The sequence below is a fragment of the Limnospira sp. PMC 289.06 genome (genome assembly GCF_032350395.1).
GTDB lineage: Bacteria > Cyanobacteriota > Cyanobacteriia > Cyanobacteriales > Microcoleaceae > Limnospira > Limnospira platensis.
This window is the reverse complement of the sequence record NZ_JARPLC010000033.1, coordinates 26,091-43,855: the sequence shown is the minus strand read 5'-3', so window position 1 is coordinate 43,855 and position 17,765 is coordinate 26,091. Positions and strand designations below refer to the sequence as shown.

The following is a 17,765-nucleotide window of genomic DNA, read 5'->3' as shown; positions in this document are numbered from 1 at the left end:
CAGTCCCTTGACACCAATCTGGACTTCTACAATTCCAAGACAACGGTAAACGCTTCCATATAGCAGACCGGGTCCGTGGTACCGCCAAAGGTCATAGGAACATCAGGTTCAAAAGCAGTCATCACATAGGATTCGGGTTTACTTAGATGTTTAGCCAGGGATGCTGACAAATCCTTGAGTAAACTTTCAACTTGGGATTTTTCCGGTTGAGAAATCGATGTTTTGACTTTAATCAGTGGCATAATTAAAACTGATTCCCCCTCCCGGTGGGAGAGGGTTGCCAATTGCCGTTAATTTCACAGCAGGTCTGATGTCAACTGTTAAGGATCTGTTAAGTCACCTAGTCGAATGTGCCACCATTCCAGCCCCACATAGTCCGGGGTGCATCAGCAAACTCAATATATATGCGATCGCTGGGGACACCTAAAGCCTGATTAATTTTTTGGCAGAAATCCTGACTCATAGCTTTAGTAGTCGTTGGAGTGATGTTACCAATACTTTTGATTTCCATATAGCAGACCGGGTCTGTAGTACCACCAAAGGTCATAGGAACATCAGGTTCAAAAGCAGTCATCACATAGGATTCGGGTTTACTTAGATGTTTAGCCAGGGATGCTGACAAATCCTTGAGTAAACTTTCAACTTGGGATTTTTCCGGTTGAGAAATCGATGTTTTGACTTTAATCAGTGGCATAAATCCTGTTTTAACCTCCGTAATTCCATCCTGTACTCGCTAAGGAGAGAATTTCCCCTTCTCGGTGAACTCCGGCCGCGATTACTTCCCCGACGAAAACCGAGTGGTCACCTTTTTCCACGCTACCAACTACATTACACTCGATGTAGCCTAGAGAATCTGAGAGAATCGGGCAGCCTGTTTCTCCTAGGTAAAATTCCAGGTCCTCGAATTTGCTACCGACTAAACGCTGCGGCTTAAAGAATTTTTGGGCAATGTCTTTTTGTCCCAATTCTAAAAAAGTCAGGGCGAACACACCGCTGGCTTTAATCATGGCGTGGGACCGGGAGTCATTGCGAACGCAGTTTACCACTAGGGGAGGTTTAAAGGATGACTGCATCACCCAACTGGCGGTAAAACCATTGATTTCGTCTCCTTCTTTGACTCCACAAATATATAGGGCGTGGGGCATTGTTCGGAGAATAGTTGTTTTTGCTTGTTCGTCTAGCATGGGTTTTTCAGTCTAGGTCTTGTAGTTTTTAGTTTACCGTTATTTTGGTTATGAGAAACGGAATGAGGGCGAAAAATTTAGCGGGGATGTTGAACAAGGAGCAGATATCTGGTTTTGGGGTTTCCGGGAGAGGGAAGTTCCCACACGGAGTCGGATGATTTTAGAACTGTTTGGGGCGTAAAACACATAAACAGAAATCTGACGCTAAACCTCCGGGTATTTCCATCAGGATTTCTTCAAATTCTAATAATAGCCTAACTAATGCTTCTGATTTGGGGTCGCCGGGTAACAGTTGCGTATGTTCTAACAGGGGATACAGAGGATGCAGAATAGCACCGCCAAAGGGATTGTATACCTCGATATTAAAGTAGTATTCGATGAATGGTAAAATTAGCTTAGAACGCACGGCTTCGGATGGGTCGGTGGCGAAGACTTGATGAATGGTGGGATTGATAAAGTTTTCTTGAATTCCAGAACGCAAGATTTCCCCAAAGCATTTATACAGGCGGTTAATTATTTGCACCTGATGGGGGCTATAAATGCAGTAATTATCCCCTACATATTCATTGATGATAAAGTAGCCATCGGGGTGAAGGCAGCCGTGAACTATGCCTAAAAATCTCTCGATTTCTTTGACGTGATGTAAGGATCCCGAACAGAAGGCAATATCGTATTTTTTGCCTTTATCAAGAGTAAAGGTATTGAAATCGTCCTGATAAAAGTTGATATTAACTCCCACATTGGCCGCAGTTTGGCGGGCAATATTTAGGGATGCTTCGGAGAAATCAAAGGCATCAATATGGTTGGCAAACCTTTCTTGTGCCATGACGATTTCATGGTTGCCGATACCACAACCTAGGGAGATTAATTGGTCGAAATTTCGCTGGGTAAAATAGTCTTCAATTAGCCATCGTAGCCAATATTTTTGACTCTGACCACCAGACATTCGCTTATAAATGGTATTAGCTACAATGGGGTTGGATACCCACTGACTAGCTATGGCTGCAGTGGGGTTGGTTTCCCAATAGTTTTTATCCTGGGGGGCTTCTATGGTAACAGTTTCTGGTGGCACTGGGGTTTCGGGGATGGTTTCTGTTTCTACAACTTCTAATTCGGGGGCTTCCTGGGATAACTGAGGATGAGGATGAGGATTCATTAAATAGGCTTCTTGGAAAATCTCACCATAGGCTGCTGTCATCTCCTCAAAGCGATTGAGGGAGTCTAGGACATATTTGGCATTTTGGGCGAATTGCTGCCTTTTACGCTCATTTTCGAGTAGTTCGGTGATACATTTGGCTAACTCATCGGGTTGATTGGGTGTATAAAATAGGGCGTTAATTTCACAGCGCACTTGTTCAGGAATGCCAAATACAGGGGTGGTGATAATTGGTAAATCAAAACCCATGGCTTCTAAAATTACGCGGGGATAACTTTCGATGCGGGAGGTGCAAATGAAGATATCCGCCGCCCGATAATAAAGGGCTGTATCGGGGGTTTCTGAGACTATAGAAGCGCGATTACGCAAGGACTCTGGTAGTTGATTAACTAGGTTGGCTAATTGACTGCTATACAGGCTGGGTCGATCGCCTACAATTAAACAACGGATGCGAGAATGCCATTGGGGGGGTAGTAAGGGTAGGGCTTTCACTAGGTCTTGTTGACCTTTGCGATCGCATACTGTTCCTAATAATAAAATCGCGATTTCTCCGGGGTCAATATCCAAGGTTTCGCGGGCTGATTTCCTCGTCCATTTTTCTGCCTGTGTTAAAAGGCGATCGACATCCAAGCCATTATGAATAGTGATAAAATTATGGTGGCTATTCAGTGGCAAATATTGGTTACGGGTAGCATCAGCCACAAAAATCACCCGATAGGGGAAGTGGAAACACTCCAAAGCCTGGGCAGCAATTTCACCCCCAAAGCGATTAAAATAGGTCTGCCACGGTTCACTTTCATGGACATTCCACACACAGGGAACCCCCATATTTTCGGCGGCGGCTACCATAAAGAAATTCTCTAAAGTATTCGCATAAACCAGGTCATAACTATCAAGGCGTAACTCCTCAGCTAAAGCCGAAATAGCCTGACCATAACCCTGTCTATCGTAAACACCAGTTAAGGGATGTTCTCGGACTATTACTTTAATTCCCTGCTGTTCATATACTTGTCGCAGGGGTCCATCAGTCACACTAAAGATGACCGGTTCTATATCCCCATCTCCCGCCAATTTTATGGCTATTTCTAGCTGATGTAAAGGCGCTCCTGTGTATTCTAAGGCATTGCTACACATCAGAACTTTAGGCTGAATTTTGACAGTTAAGTTATGCCCAAAATAGCGCCGGGGTTGTATTTGGAACCACTCATTAGCCAGAGATAAATGGGGGCTATAAAACGGGTCTATTTGATTAGCATACCGACGGCGGAAGGTGGCGACCTCTTTGGGGTTATCCCCAAAACCGCGACTGGTTCCTTCCCTGTGAATTAACTCAGCATCAGGACAATAAACACAACGATATCCCGCCTCAGATAGTCGATAGCCATAGTCTGCGTCATTATAGGCTACAGCAAAATCAGTCTCATTAAAACCACCCATTTCCCAAAATAGCGCCCTAGGAGTTAGTAAACAAGCGGCGGTGACGGCTGAGTAATTTTTGACTACTTTAGAATAGGCTAAATAACCAAAATCATCTCGGTGAGTCAGTTTAAAAGCATGACCTGCTAACCCATGATGTAACCCATGAATAATTCCGGCGTGTTGAATAGTATCATTGGGGAAAATCAACCGCGCACCCACAGCCCCCACCGCCTCAAATTGACCATAACCCATCATTTGAGATAACCAGTCTGGATTAATTATTTCGGTGTCATTATTGAGGAATAGCAAATAATCAGCTTCTACCTGTTCAGCGGCGCGATTATTAATGTGGGCAAAACTAAACCCAGTTTCGGGATTAGAAATTTTCAGAACCCTACATTTTGGTAAGTCTGAAAAACTGGCTAAATATGCCAAGGTTTGGGGGTCATCACTTTGGTTATCAATGACTACAATTTGATAGTTTTGATAGCTGGTTTTTGCCAGGGAATTAATACAGGCTTGCAACAGCTTTAATTGATTTTTGGTGGGAATTATAATAGCTACGGAAGGTCCGCTATGGGGGAAAGTATGGCTAAATATACCTAGATTTAATTTAACCGCCCATTGGGGTTGATGAACAGTAGCGGCGCTTTGACGGCGGGCGATCGCATCAATTATGGCATTCTGACCCGCCTGGAAACTAGCAGGTTTGGCGGCACCAGAAACAGCAGTGGAACCGGGCGCAGTACGCCAATGATATAATACTAGGGGAATATGACCAATTTGGCGAGCTTTTTCCGTTGCTCGTAGGGCAAAATCATAGTCTTGGGAACCTTCATAACCAATGCGAAACCCTCCTAATTCTTGGAAGAGGGAATGACGCACTACTAAGGCGTGACCCATGTACATATAAGATAGTAGTAATTCCGGCGACCAGTCCGGTTTAAATTGGGGCGCAAACCGTTTACCTTGGGTGTCTATTTTGTCATCATCACTATAAAGAATATCTGTTTCTGGGTTGGTGACTAGGTAGAGGGCAATTTCTGCTAAAGCGTCGGGGGTGAGTTCGTCGTCATTATCCAGAAATAGGATAAAGTCTCCGGTAGCGAGTGAGGCGGCGCTATTGGTGGCGGCGCTAATATTGCCATTTTCTGACCGGAAATGTAGCCTGATACGGGGTTCGGTTTCGGCTAGTTGATTTAGGGTTTTAGCAACTTCTGGGTCGCTGCTACAATCATCAGCTATACAGAGTTCCCAATGGCTGTATACTTGACTACAAACACTGGCGATCGCTTGTTGTAAAAACTCTATAGGAGGGTTATAAACTGGCATCACTACCGAAATTTTCGGCAAAGCTGTCGCCGGAACCGCCGCCAAACGGTTACGCAAAATATCAGCCGCCCTTTCTGTCCAGACGTTAGCTTTTAACCAAGCATCATAAGGGTCAATAGTCGCCGGAATTTCAAACCCTGTTGGTAACAATACTTCCCCAGGAATTTCGCTGGTTTGGTCGTACATTTCCGACATTCGCCGTATAATGGTAGGAATTTCCCAAGGCATGGGAATTAAACGACCAAGACGTTGTTTACGTTCAGCCGCCCGTTGTCGAATAGCCGCGCTAAGTTTAATTAACTGTTTAGTCTTACCGGCAACTTTATTGAGAGGGTTAACGCGGTTAACAGTGAGGGGCTGTTGTTTTTCTAAGGCTACTGTTTCCCCATTTTCCAATTGTGCCTCAAGGGAAATATTCCAAGTTCCCGGAGGTAAATTAATCAACACTTCCCAACCACTATTAGAACTACCTACCCAGTCAGAGAAAATTTCCCCCACGTCACCCCGTGGAAGTCCATAGGCACATTCTACAGTTTGCTGTCCATAACGTAGGAATAGTTTAGTAATTTGGTATTGAGGGTGACAACACCAACCCGCAAATAGAGTTTCTCCCACTGGGACTATATTTGTATTAGGTACATCAAATGCAGCTTGTAGGGGTGAAACTCGCAGGGGATATTCTCCGAACTGATGCCATTTTCCCCTAGTGTCTTTAACTTCTAATTGCAGTCTATTATTACCGGAAATTAGGGGAATTTGTACCCGAAAACCACAGTTAGAACTACCGGGGACGTAATCATATATATTCCCCACGTCCAGGCGTTCTATATTATAGGTTCCCTCGAATATTTCATCATTAATACGGGCGCGAACAGCCTCTAAATTGAGCTTACCGGTATGTAAACACCAGCCCTGAACTTGCATATAACTATCCCGACACCCCAGCAATTCCCAATTAGTCGGGTTATCAATAGAAGATAAAAACCGAGGTTTGAGGGTGCGTCTGGCTTGCCTTTTCGCCGTAGCATATTTACTGCGAATTTTCCAGAATTTAGAGGCTTTAATCGCAGCCAATTCCCCTTCCGCCAAGTTCCGCGCCATTTGGGTCTGTCCGAGTTCCTCTTCTAGTTCTCGGAGTTTAGCAAAGGCTTGCTTAAATTGTACTTGGCTAGTTTGTAGTCGAAATTGAGTCTGTCCTAATTCGGTTTCTAAACTGCTAATTTTTAACTGGGCGTTATGTAGTTTAAATTCCGTCGTTCCCAGTTCGGTTTCCGTATTAATTAATTTACTCAAGACATCTTGATATTTGATATCAAAATCTTGATATTTATCTTGGATTTTTTGCAGTTCCCCCTGGGTTTTTCCGAGTTCTTGTTCCGTGGCTACCAGTTTAGTTGTGGCTTCTTGCAAACCCACTTCTAGGTTGTGGGCGTGGGCTGTCATTCCCCGCAATTCTAGGGTGCTTGCTTCTAGTTCCCCTTGGGTTTTTCCTAATTGTTCTTCGGTGGTAACTAATTTGGCGATCGCATCTTGTTGTTTAATCTCTAAACCATTAAGTTTTAGTTGAGTTCTACCTAGTTCAGTTTCCTTACTAACCAACCTATCTACAGCATCATGAAAATGGTCTTGCCACAGCTTAACATCAGCTTCTAAAATACCGCATTCTTTTTCCAGTTGCCGAATATTTGACCAATCTTTAAACGCCCAACTAGGACTCGGCTTTTGTTGCACAGCTTCCCGCTCAAAATTATTTAAACCACTCCCCAGATTTTTCGCCGCTTCTTCTAGTTCTTGATATAGGCTCAATGCTTCTGGGAAGTAATAGCCAATTAATCCTGGCTTCCTACTTTTAATAATTTCATTGATTAACAGACTTTCGTCAAAATTGCTGCGGTTATCATCAATTTTTAGCCCTAAGCCTAAATTTTCATTTATTGCCTTTATAAAATCTTTGGGATAATTTCCCACCTTATAAACATTGGAAATTAAGCATCTTTGGGAATTATTTTTATAAAAGTTTAGCAGCTTGTTATTATAAAAAATCCACATTTTAACCGCCATTTCTGGGGAAGTAATTAAGGCTTCATCTGTAGACCTACGATAAAGAGAGTCCACCACTTCCCAGGGAGTTCTATAAACAAAAATAAACTTAGCTTCTGGTATCAGTTCCCCCCAAAAATCCAACAGCAGAGTCGTCCTCGGATCTTTCCATCCCCAGGGAGATAATGGGTCTTGATTTTGGGCAATTAGCTGTTGTGCCTGTTCCCGTTGAGTCGGTGTTAATGATATCTTATCTTCCGCCACGCAGCCCAATTCATCAATGCCATTATCGCGCAAAATCTCTTTATGAAATTCCACAAAATCAATATTTTCAAAATGACCCTTGATATTTCCATAATTGGAACCCACCAAATTTTGACCAATATTGACACCATACTCCTGGAGCAAAGAAGCCGTCAAGGAAGTGCCAGAACGGTGCATTCCCGTGATAATTAAAATTGGTGATTGACCCTCTGCTGCTATGTCCATAGATTTTACTTAACTAATTCAGATCGATGCGGCTATTCATTTACAGGCAAGCCGAGAACACGCTTTAGTTTAAACCATTTTGTCCGCAGTTTCCAAAACTTGCTACTCTCCATTGCCTGAATACGATTTTCCAGGGTATCAAGCTGATGACTCATTATCTGCATTTGGGGCTGTAGATGCTCCCATTCGCTTTTTTGGGCGAGATATTCTGTCTGATATCGGCCAATTTCAGCTTCCGTCTCGAACTTTCGCGCCTGATATTGGTCTATCTGGGATTGATATTGGGCTATTTGCTGCTTATATTGATCTATTTGGGATTGATATTGGGCTATTTGGGATTGATATTGGTCTATTTGGGATTGATATTGGGTTATTTGGGATTGATATTGGTCTACGGTGGCTGTCAACTGTGCCTGAGTTTGGGTAAGTTGCTGGCGTGTAGTAGATAGTTGAATGTCCCAATTTCTGCGGCTGGAGATAGCCACTAAGCGATCGCCTTCTATAATCGCCTGTAAGCCCTTGCTAGAGACAATTTTGATGATTAATATATCCTGGGGCGAAATCTGGTCACTAGAGAGGACACAGGACCAGCCGGAGAGCAAAAAATCTGGCTGTTGGTAGTGGGCGACAATATCGGGTCGTTCCTCAGAACAGGGATAGACACCAATAAGGCGAGAGTCGGACCACAATTGAATCTCTAAAGTTACCCCAGGGTTAAAATCAATAGCCCATCCACTGAGGCGAACTTCTCCGTTAGGTTGAATATAGCAGTAGTCAATTTTGCCTTCTGGATGATGATAGAATGCCAGAGGATTAGGGGATGCTACAGAGCGATCGCTTACCGCATAAAGGTCTTGATAGCGGTTTAAGCCTTTAGGAATGCGGGTAATTTCAGCATTACCATCACTAATTTGGTCAAGTATTCGCCGCACATATTCTTCCGTCACCCAGGTAGTGCCATACTCTTGTTTATCGAGAGATTGACTTTCACTATCTGGACTAAATACTAACCCCGTTTCCGACCTACGGATATGGGGGTCTAATAATTCCATATCCAAGACGCTAAATAATAGTAAACCCCGCCTTGATTTCAAATCATAAATTTTTTGCATCCAGCCTTCAAAAGTAGTGGCTGGCATATCGCTAAAAAACGAACTAGCCATAATCACATCAAAACTGCGATCAACTTGATAATCTTCAGGTAAAGAGGTGGAATATATTCCCTGTACTCCAAAGTATTCGCTTTGGAATTTAACCGCCTTTTTATAGATATCAGAAACCCAGATTTTTTCTGGTGGTATTTCTTGGATTAAAAAGCGAGTGAACCGACCATATCCACAGGCAAAATCCAAGAATGAATCCACCGCCTCAAATCCGCCAAAATGCCAATCAACCAACTGTTTTACTGTGTCCAAAATCGCGCGGCCCATAGTATAGTAATAGGTTAAAGCACGATGGGAGTTTTTATCTTCGAGTTGATTAAATACATAGGAGTACATTTCATCGATCGCCATAATTTCTGGTTGAAAAGTTTCAGGCGATCGAGCCAAGGTCTGAATCAAAACATCCACCAGGGGATTATCATGAACAAAAATATTAGTTTTCATGGCAGATGTCATTTATCCCACGGATACACCGTCTAAATTTTCCCAATTAACCTTACCAGAGGTAATAGTTAGTTGTGGTTCAACCAACAGATCAACAACACCCGTACCACAGGACTCTTCGCAGGGTTGAACCCTAAACATAGCCACATCAACGCACCTATCTAAATAGGTAAATTCCCCCTCGACGATACCGGATACACCAGCATTCAAGAAATACACATCAGGAGCCAGGAGGCATTTAAACTGAAATTCTAACATAATTTTAGTTCCAGCATCAATATATTTAATTAACTGAGAGGTTGCCAAAAAAGAAGCCCCCGCCAATTCATAGCCACTAACAGTTTTAACCAACATTCCAAAGCGGACATGGGAGGCGGACTTAATAAACTCAACCTCGTAGTTATAAGTATAGGTTTGACGAGCGACCAAATGATTAACTCGCTTCCCTTTTAAAGTTCTAATATGGGGGTCTTGGATAGTTGCACCCCGACTAGGATAACGAATCAATTGGTCAGGGACTAAATTCGGGTCGTAATAGTCTCGATAATCAGGATTATGTTTAATCATCCCCTGACTCTGAGGCTGACTATGATTACCATTTTGTTGAGAGATGCTAATTACTTTATGGACTTGAGGTTGAGGAGGCAATGAGGCTTTAATCTGCTTAATTTCGGCGCGAACTTGGGCGGCGGCATCTGCATCAGCATAGATCATTTTTTGATATTTAGAAACAATCATTTTCGGGGTATGTTCTAATAACATTTCCCCCTTATCCATGAGTACCGCCGAATCGCATAACTGAATAATTGAGGGTGCCGAATGGGATACAAATAGAATAGTACCGCCCCGGTCTTGGATTTCGTGAATGCGGCTAAAACACTTACGTTGAAAGGCTTCATCTCCCACAGATAGGGCTTCATCAACAATCAAGATATCAGGGTCAACGCTAGTAGCCACAGCAAAACCCAAGCGAATATACATCCCACTGGAATAGGTTTTGACAGGTTGATCGATAAAATCGCCGATATCAGCGAAGGCGGCAATATCATCAAATTTGGTAGCAATTTCTTCAGGTGTCAATCCCAACAACTGACCATTAAAGAAAACATTTTGTCTTCCGGTAAATTCAGGATTAAATCCACTACCTAACTCTAGCAAAGCGGACACACGACCATTAACTTTAACTTCGCCATTAGTGGGGGTTAAAGTTCCCGCAATAATTTGTAGGAGGGTGCTTTTCCCTGACCCATTTCTGCCGACAATTCCGAGAGTTTGACCCCGAAAAACTTGTAGGTTGATATCTTGTAGGGCCCAAAAATTTTCAGCCAGACTGGTTCTAGGCCAAAACATCTCTTTGAGGCGATCTACGGGATGTTTATACCGCTTAAAACATTTGGAAACTTGATTGACGGAAATTGCAATATCAGTCATGGATTCTGATTGAGGATTAGGCTATCAATGGTAAGGTGGCGAACAGTGAAAACTCCGAACAGTAAATATCTGGTCTAAAGCACATCAGCAAAGGCAGGACGTAAGCGCCGATAGACTCCTAAGCCGATAGAGAAAATCACAATGGATACGGCTGTAGCCACGGCTAATTCTCCCCCATGTTGGACAGTTCCCACTAGGACTAGATCTCGATAACTTTCAGCGATCGCCGTAACCGGGTTCAGCCAAAACACCCACACCCGCCACCCTTCAGGGATTTTGCTGGCTGGGTAAACAATTGGCGTTACATAAAACCACAAATTGAGAATCACCCCCAAAGTTTGTGGGATGTCTCGCAGAAAGACTGTCAGCGCCGCCGTTAAATATCCTAAGCCAGCAGTTAACAGCAGTTGTGGGACCCAAATCATCGGTAGTAGCCAGAGGGTTTGGTGAAGGCCTTGATAGGAGAAGCCCACAAATACAATCAACACCGCTAAACCAAAGGTACTTTCAATAAAAGCCGACAAAATTGGCACCAGTGGTAACAGTCCCAGGGGAAAGACCACTTTTTTGACCAGATTAGTTTGTCCAATCACAGAAGTAGCCGCCTGGGTCAAGCCATTGATAAATGCAAACCAAGGAATTAGACCAGCAAACAGCCACAGTCCAAAAGTCAGTTTACTGTCCTCTGGCATTCCTGTAATGCTGAGTTTAACCTGCAAAACAATAGAGAAAACATAGGTATAGATGAGCAGTTGCGCCAACTGATTGAGTAAAGGCCAGAGGTTTCCCAGAATAGACCCTTTGTATCGCGCCTCTAGGTCCCGTTGTACAAGGGTAGCGAGTAGGTTGAGTTTTGTGCGCCATTGACTATAGACAACTGGATATCTCCCCCCCCAAACTCTGTGTACAACACCTTTCATTGACCTAAGCAATTTTTTGTCCCTCGTCCACTACACACACCACAGCCAAATATCTTATTAGAGACAATGGTTTGAGGACAAGTGTGCCACATTCGGTGTCTTGATTGCTAGTCCCAGGGCGTTAATAGGGTAGTCGATCGCCAAAAAAAACACCCCAACAGGGGTGCATTAACGTATTTATTGATGGCTAATCAGATATTATTTACCAAGCCGGGTTATAGATTTCGGCGCTGTTGCTATCTAACCCAACCTGATCAGCCAGACGGTTAAACATTGATTTTTCCCGTTTCCAGGTTGACCGTTGCTGCTTGAGGATTAACTCCCGAGAGCGATCGGCTACTGACAGCGGAGTTTGAGAAGGTGTCGCCACTGCTTCCGGGTTATTGGAATATTTCACTCCACGATAAGTCAGGTTATGGCTAGGTTGCAGCACAGGTGCTTTTTTCAAGTTACGGAAGCGCCAGTCTTGACCACGATACTTGCCACCTACTTGGCCAACTGTGGTTTCAACGGATTCGGTATTTTGGCTGTAGCTAACGCCGCGATATGTAAGTCCCATGATTTTCGCCTCTCTTGTTCAAAATTGGTTAACTTAGTGAGGCGCGTTCCTTCGGGATTACTCCCTACTTCCGTCTCCCCTCCTCTGAACTTATGGGCTCGAAAACCCTTAGAGCGAAAAGAGATGAACGATTTGTTTTTGTTTCTGTATCTATTGTTACCGTTTCCCAAATAAATGTCAAGGGTCTATGGGATTTCTTTAGAAAATTTTAATAATTTTGCTAAATACCCCCAAAAGGGGTAGAGACAAGGCCAGCCTTGTCTCCGAGGGGTTTGAGAGGTGGTGGGTTCCTAATGAGCGGAACCGTTACCATGATAGTCGTCGCTGTCGTAGAAGCCGTTTTGTGTGCCGAAGAATATGCAGGCGATGCTAAACACCACGCTTAACCCGACTAAAATTAACTTGATATCCATATTTAAGGTATCCCTCCCGATAAATTTACCAGCGATTAGGATTGTAAACGGTTCTGAGTGAAACCGTGTTGCTACCTCCATAAATTAGGGCCAATTATGGTTTTGACCCCAAAAAGCGATCGCCTTCGACGCGATCGACTCCAGACACTAAAATGGTCAACAGTACAAATTTAACCTACTCCATTCCATGATATCCAAAAACTGGATCCTAAAAGCGCTTCTGTTCCTGTTCGGCGCATGGTTGATATTTGATATGATCACCTGGGTCATCGCCGAATACCTATGGTTTGATGAAGTTGGCTATTTATCCGTATTCAGGCGACGACTGCTAACCCAAGTAGGATTATGGGTCCTAGGGGTGGGTTTGAGTGCAGCCTTTCTATTCTTCAATTTGGCTATTGCTGACAAATTTCGCACTCGTGCCGCCATTAAATCTTACCATCGATTTGAGGATGCCCTATTTTCACCGCCTCCCCCTAGTCCGCCCCCAGCCTTAAATTTGCCATGGCTGTCTTTTCTGGTAATTGGGCCAACTATGTTCATGGTGGTGATGATACTCCACTATGGCTATGAGTTTATTACAGATTTCAACATCAGCCTAGAGCAGGATTTGGTTGTTCCTTTGCTACCCCGTCGGTTTGATTTTGCCGTAGTTTGGGAAATGATCACTCAGCAACCTATCCAATGGTGGCAAATTGCCATGAGTTTGGCTCTGACTATAGCAGTGATAATTAAACCACAACTTTCTCTCAGTGCGATCGCTGTATTTTTTAGCCTCGGTTTTGGTTGGGTTCTTTCCAGTCACTGGATTAATGTACTGGGATTTTTCTACCCCACCGATTTTCAGATTACAGAAGGTCTCTTTAACAAAGATATTGGTTTTTATATTTTTATCCTCTCCGCCATTGACTTAGTAGAATTTTGGCTATTCGGTCTATTTCTGTTAACCCTAATTTCCTGCTCCTTAATTTATCTCCTCTCCGGTGATAGCTTTAACCAAGGAAAATTTCCCGGATTTTCTCGGTTTCAGCAGCGCCACTTACATGGGTTGGCTGGTGTCTTCATGCTATCTATGGCTCTGCGATATTGGTTAAATCGATATGAGTTATTATATTCAGAACGCGGGGTCGTATTTGGGGCTGGCTATACCGATGTTAACGTAGCTGAACCAGCTTATTACCTGATGTTTTTCATTAGTATATTATTTGCACTGTTTCTATTCTGGCAGGCCTTCTTTTCCGTAGAAGTTATTAAACCTTATGTCGAGTTTTTCTTGAAAAATATGGGCTTGCGTCGTCGGCGATCGCAGCCTAAACGCTATGCCAAATTATTCGCGGATAGCTATTCTTTGAGGGCAATTTTATCTGTATATATTTTAATGGGATTTTGTGCCAATGTTTGGTTACCGGAGATTGTGCAAAGGGTCATAGTTCAGCCTAACGAATTAGAGCGAGAATTGCCCTTTATGGAACGCAATATTCAATTTACCCAACAGGGTTTTAATCTCGACAATATTGAGATTGAAACCTTTGACCCAGACGCTGAACTCAGCCTTGCTGACCTCGAAAGAAATTCTCTCACCATTGACAATATTCGGCTGTGGGACCAGCGACCCCTATTACAAACTAATCGTCAACTCCAGCAAATTCGACCTTATTATGAATTTCTGGATGCTGCAATTGACCGCTATACTTTGCTGAAACCAGAAGAAGAACAAACACCAGATAATCGTACTCAAAAACAACAGGTGATTATTGCAGGACGGGAATTAGACTATCAGCTAGTCCCCGAAAAAGCGCAAACTTGGATTAATCAACACCTCGTCTATACCCACGGTTATGGATTTACCCTATCGCCAGTTAACAAAGTAGCTGAAGGAGGACTACCCAAATATTTTATTAAAAATATCGGTCCTGCGCCTCGGTTTAACTCAGATACTACCTTAGAAGTTGATCCTCGCGTTGAAGATAGTATCCCTATCGGAAAGCCTCGCATTTATTACGGTCAACTCACTAATACCAATGTCATGACTGGTACTAAGGTTTTGGAGTTTGACTTTCCCTCCGGTGATGAAAATGTCTATAATACCTATAGCGGTGATGGGGGTATCCTGATTAACTCCCTATGGCGGCGGTTACTATTTGCTAAGTATTTAAAAAACTGGCAAATGATTTTTACCCGGAACTTTTTGCCGGAAACTAAAGTCCTATTTCGTCGTCAAATTCCACAGCGAGTTAAAGCGATCGCTCCTTTTTTACGATATGATAAAAACCCTTATTTGGTAGCCGCAGATAGCAGCCTAGGTCAAGATGTGGTTCCCGAAAATGCACAGGATGGCAAATATCTCTATTGGATTTTAGATGCTTACACCACCAGCAGTCGCTACCCCTATTCCGACCCGGAAGATGGCGAATTTAACTACATTCGCAACTCAGTTAAAGTCGTAATTGATGCCTATAATGGCTCCATTAAATTCTACTATCTCAGTGAACCCAGAGACCCGCTGTTAATCACTTTGCGCCAAATTTTCCCCGATTTATTTGAACCCATCGAAAATATGCCCCAATCTTTGTATCAGCATATTCGATACCCCCAAGATTTATTTACGGTGCAATCAGAACGCCTATTAACTTACCATATGCAGGATCCTAGGGTGTTCTATAACCGGGAAGATGTCTGGCGCATTCCTACCGAAATTTATGGCGGTCAAACTCAACGAGTTGCGCCTTATTATTTGATTATGAAACTACCCACAGAAGCTATGGCGGAGTTTATTCTGTTGCAGCCATTTACTCCCGCTAGTCGCCTCAATTTAATTGCTTGGTTAGCGGCGCGATCAGACTCTCCCCAATATGGCAAACTGTTATTATATCAGTTTCCTAAGCAGCGATTAGTATTTGGACCTGAACAGGTAGAGGCACTAATTAACCAAGAACCCCGAATATCTGAGCAGATCTCACTGTGGAATCGTCAAGGCTCCCGCGTGCTTCAGGGTAATTTATTAGTAATTCCCATTGAACAGTCTTTGTTGTATGTAGAACCCATTTATCTCGAGGCGACTGATAATAGTTTACCTACTCTAGTCAGGGTCATTGTTGCCTATGAAAATCGAATTGTCATGCGTCCGACTTTAGATGAATCTCTGCAAGCTGTTTTTGATGCTGACCCCATTGAACCCGCCATTATAGTTCCCAATTGATATTGAACAATGAATAATTAACAATGAATACAGCTTCAGAAATCGTGCTAAATATTACCCTCACCCTCAATCTGGATCCCAGGGGGGGAGAGGGACTTTGACAGCCTATTGCATGATTACTGAAAAAGCCGTAATAAATAATGAATTGCGGGGTAGGGACGCGAGGTTGATAATTATTAATTATTAATTATTAATTATTAATTATTAATTGCCGGTTGGGGAGGCGAGGTTATAGAAGAACCCGCCCCTACAATGATCAATTGTGTGGCCGGAAGGTTGCCCGATCGCCTAAATCTGGTAAATTTAAGGTAACAGTTGAGCAAACAGACAGTAATTGAACCTATGGCACTGATTACAACGGGTGGGAAACTAATTCGAGATTTGGAGTCGGAAGGAGCTTTAGCCCTTTATGTTCCCTTGGAGGGAGGATTTGAGGGACGTTACCGCCGCCGTCTCAGAATAGCCGGTTATACTACCTATAGCTTATCGGCAAGGGGATTAGGTGACTTGGCGGCGTACTTGTTGGGGGTTCATGGTGTCCGACCAGCTCACCTAGGGAAAAAAAGCAGCGGTAATGATGCGGCGGTGGGAGACATTTATTATATTCCTCCGGTGGTCAACTATCAGTTAGAAAATCTGCCCCCCAACTCGAAGGGATTAGTATTATGGATCATAGAAGGGCAGATTTTGTCAAGCCAAGAGGTGGATTTTCTCAGTCGCTTACCGAGCCTCGAACCTCGGGTTAAAATTGCTATAGAGATGGGAGGCGATCGCCAATTTAGCTGGAAACCTTTAAAAAATGCGATCGCCGTTGCGTAAGCGCCAACCATTTCCTGCAGCTATGTAAACATAGAAAATGTGATCACTATTGATTCCCCCCTAACATCACTGAAAACAGGTCGCTGGTTCAAACTCATTTGCGGAGCCAGTTACCAGCACCTGCCATCAGTTCGCCATCTAGCCTTAGCTTATACCCTAGCGGGGGCGGACTGCATTGATGTGGCGGCGGACCCGGCGGTGATTAAAGCTACCCTCGAAGCGATCGCCATAGCTGCTGACTTAGGAGATAGCGCCCGTCGCCGAGGTTTTGGCTATGGAGGGAGACCGTGGTTAATGGTCAGCCTCAACGACGGAGAAGATCCCCATTTTCGGAAAGCCGAATTTGAAGCTACAGCCTGTCCAACCAATTGTCCCCGTCCCTGTGAAAGCATTTGTCCGGCCGGGGCGATCGCCTTTAGCGACCTACAAGCTGGCGTTATAGATGAACTATGCTATGGCTGTGGTCGGTGTATACCCGTTTGTCCATCAAATTTGATCGGGGCTCGGTCCTATGTATTTAGCCCAGAAGCCGTTGCGCCGCTGGTGTTTCAAACCGGAGTAGATGCCATCGAAATCCATACCCAAAGCGATCGCGAAGCCGACTTCCGTCGCCTGTGGCATCATATTCAGCCCTGGATACACCAACTCAAAGCGATCGCCATTAGCTGTCCCAACAGCCCCGATCTAATCGATTATTTGCGGAGTCTCCATCAGCTAATCACTCCCCTACCCTCAACCACCGCCTTAATTTGGCAAACCGACGGTAGACCCATGAGTGGCGACATAGGTAGTGGCACCACCAGAGCCAGCATTCAACTGAGCCAAAAGGTCTTATCCGCCCAACTACCAGGATATGTGCAACTAGCAGGAGGCACAAACGATTATACTGTAGCCAAACTGCGATCGCTAAAACTTCTCCCCGATGAGGGAACCGAGAAAAACTCCACTTCCCCAAAAGTCGCCGGAGTCGCCTATGGTAGCTATGCTCGCACCTTACTTTCCCCCATTTTAGAATCCCTAGAATCTCCTAATCAGGAATCTGACCCCCTAGAAATGTCAAAAATCACTCAATTAGAAACCCAACCAGACCTACTATGGAAAGCCGTTAACCTAGCAAGTTCCCTGGTTTCCCAAATCAAAGGATTTTGAGGTTTCCGTACTCAAATCCCTCAACCAGTTCTCACCCACCCTATTGAT

At 43.9% G+C, this 17,765-nt stretch carries 10 protein-coding genes, 1 pseudogene and 1 riboswitch; of the genes and pseudogenes, 3 read left to right on the top strand and 8 right to left on the bottom strand.

Annotated elements, in window-relative coordinates:
- Positions 1-53 precede the first annotated feature (53 nt).
- The 8 genes and pseudogenes from P5674_RS09645 to P5674_RS09610 all read right to left on the bottom strand — a co-directional run.
- A pseudogene (locus tag P5674_RS09645) lies at positions 54-242 on the bottom strand (phenylpyruvate tautomerase MIF-related protein); the annotation flags it as partial.
- A gap of 98 nt (positions 243-340) precedes the next feature.
- Entirely contained in the window at positions 341-694 is a 354-nt protein-coding gene (locus P5674_RS09640) for a phenylpyruvate tautomerase MIF-related protein (protein ID WP_006618154.1), read from the bottom strand.
- Between the two features lie 10 nt (positions 695-704).
- Positions 705-1,184, bottom strand: coding sequence for a flavin reductase family protein (locus P5674_RS09635; protein WP_006618155.1), 480 nt, complete (start codon positions 1,182-1,184; stop codon positions 705-707).
- 160 nt (positions 1,185-1,344) lie between these two features.
- On the bottom strand, positions 1,345-7,620 hold the full coding sequence (locus tag P5674_RS09630; RefSeq protein ID WP_315669962.1) for a glycosyltransferase: 6,276 nt from the start codon (positions 7,618-7,620) through the stop codon (positions 1,345-1,347).
- 32 nt (positions 7,621-7,652) lie between these two features.
- Positions 7,653-9,227 (bottom strand): methyltransferase, encoded by a 1,575-nt coding sequence (locus P5674_RS09625; RefSeq protein ID WP_315669961.1) that lies wholly within the window; start codon positions 9,225-9,227, stop codon positions 7,653-7,655.
- A 12-nt stretch (positions 9,228-9,239) separates the two neighbouring features.
- Complete coding sequence (locus tag P5674_RS09620) at positions 9,240-10,658, bottom strand: ABC transporter ATP-binding protein (protein ID WP_006618158.1); 1,419 nt, start codon at positions 10,656-10,658, stop codon at positions 9,240-9,242.
- A gap of 74 nt (positions 10,659-10,732) precedes the next feature.
- A complete protein-coding gene (locus P5674_RS09615) occupies positions 10,733-11,578 on the bottom strand; it encodes an ABC transporter permease (protein ID WP_006618159.1) in 846 nt (281 codons plus the stop codon).
- Between the two features lie 202 nt (positions 11,579-11,780).
- The gene (locus tag P5674_RS09610; protein WP_006618160.1) at positions 11,781-12,137 is read right to left on the bottom strand and encodes a DUF4278 domain-containing protein; all 357 of its coding nucleotides are present in this window, start codon (positions 12,135-12,137) and stop codon (positions 11,781-11,783) included.
- Positions 12,138-12,177: 40 nt separating this feature from the next.
- A riboswitch (Glutamine riboswitch) is annotated at positions 12,178-12,269 on the bottom strand.
- Positions 12,270-12,737: 468 nt separating this feature from the next.
- Between P5674_RS09610 and P5674_RS09605 the strand changes: the two genes are divergently transcribed.
- The 3 genes from P5674_RS09605 to ldpA all read left to right on the top strand — a co-directional run bounded on the left by P5674_RS09605 (position 12,738) and on the right by ldpA (position 17,717).
- Positions 12,738-15,749 carry a UPF0182 family protein gene (locus P5674_RS09605; RefSeq protein ID WP_014275666.1) on the top strand — a complete coding sequence of 1,004 codons (3,012 nt, stop codon included), beginning with the start codon at positions 12,738-12,740 and terminating at the stop codon, positions 15,747-15,749.
- Between the two features lie 342 nt (positions 15,750-16,091).
- Positions 16,092-16,568 (top strand): NAD(P)H-quinone oxidoreductase subunit N, encoded by a 477-nt coding sequence (locus P5674_RS09600; protein WP_006618174.1) that lies wholly within the window; start codon positions 16,092-16,094, stop codon positions 16,566-16,568.
- Between the two features lie 39 nt (positions 16,569-16,607).
- The gene (gene ldpA / locus P5674_RS09595) at positions 16,608-17,717 is read left to right on the top strand and encodes a circadian clock protein LdpA (RefSeq protein WP_006618175.1); all 1,110 of its coding nucleotides are present in this window, start codon (positions 16,608-16,610) and stop codon (positions 17,715-17,717) included.
- The last annotated feature ends 48 nt before the right edge of the window (positions 17,718-17,765 follow it).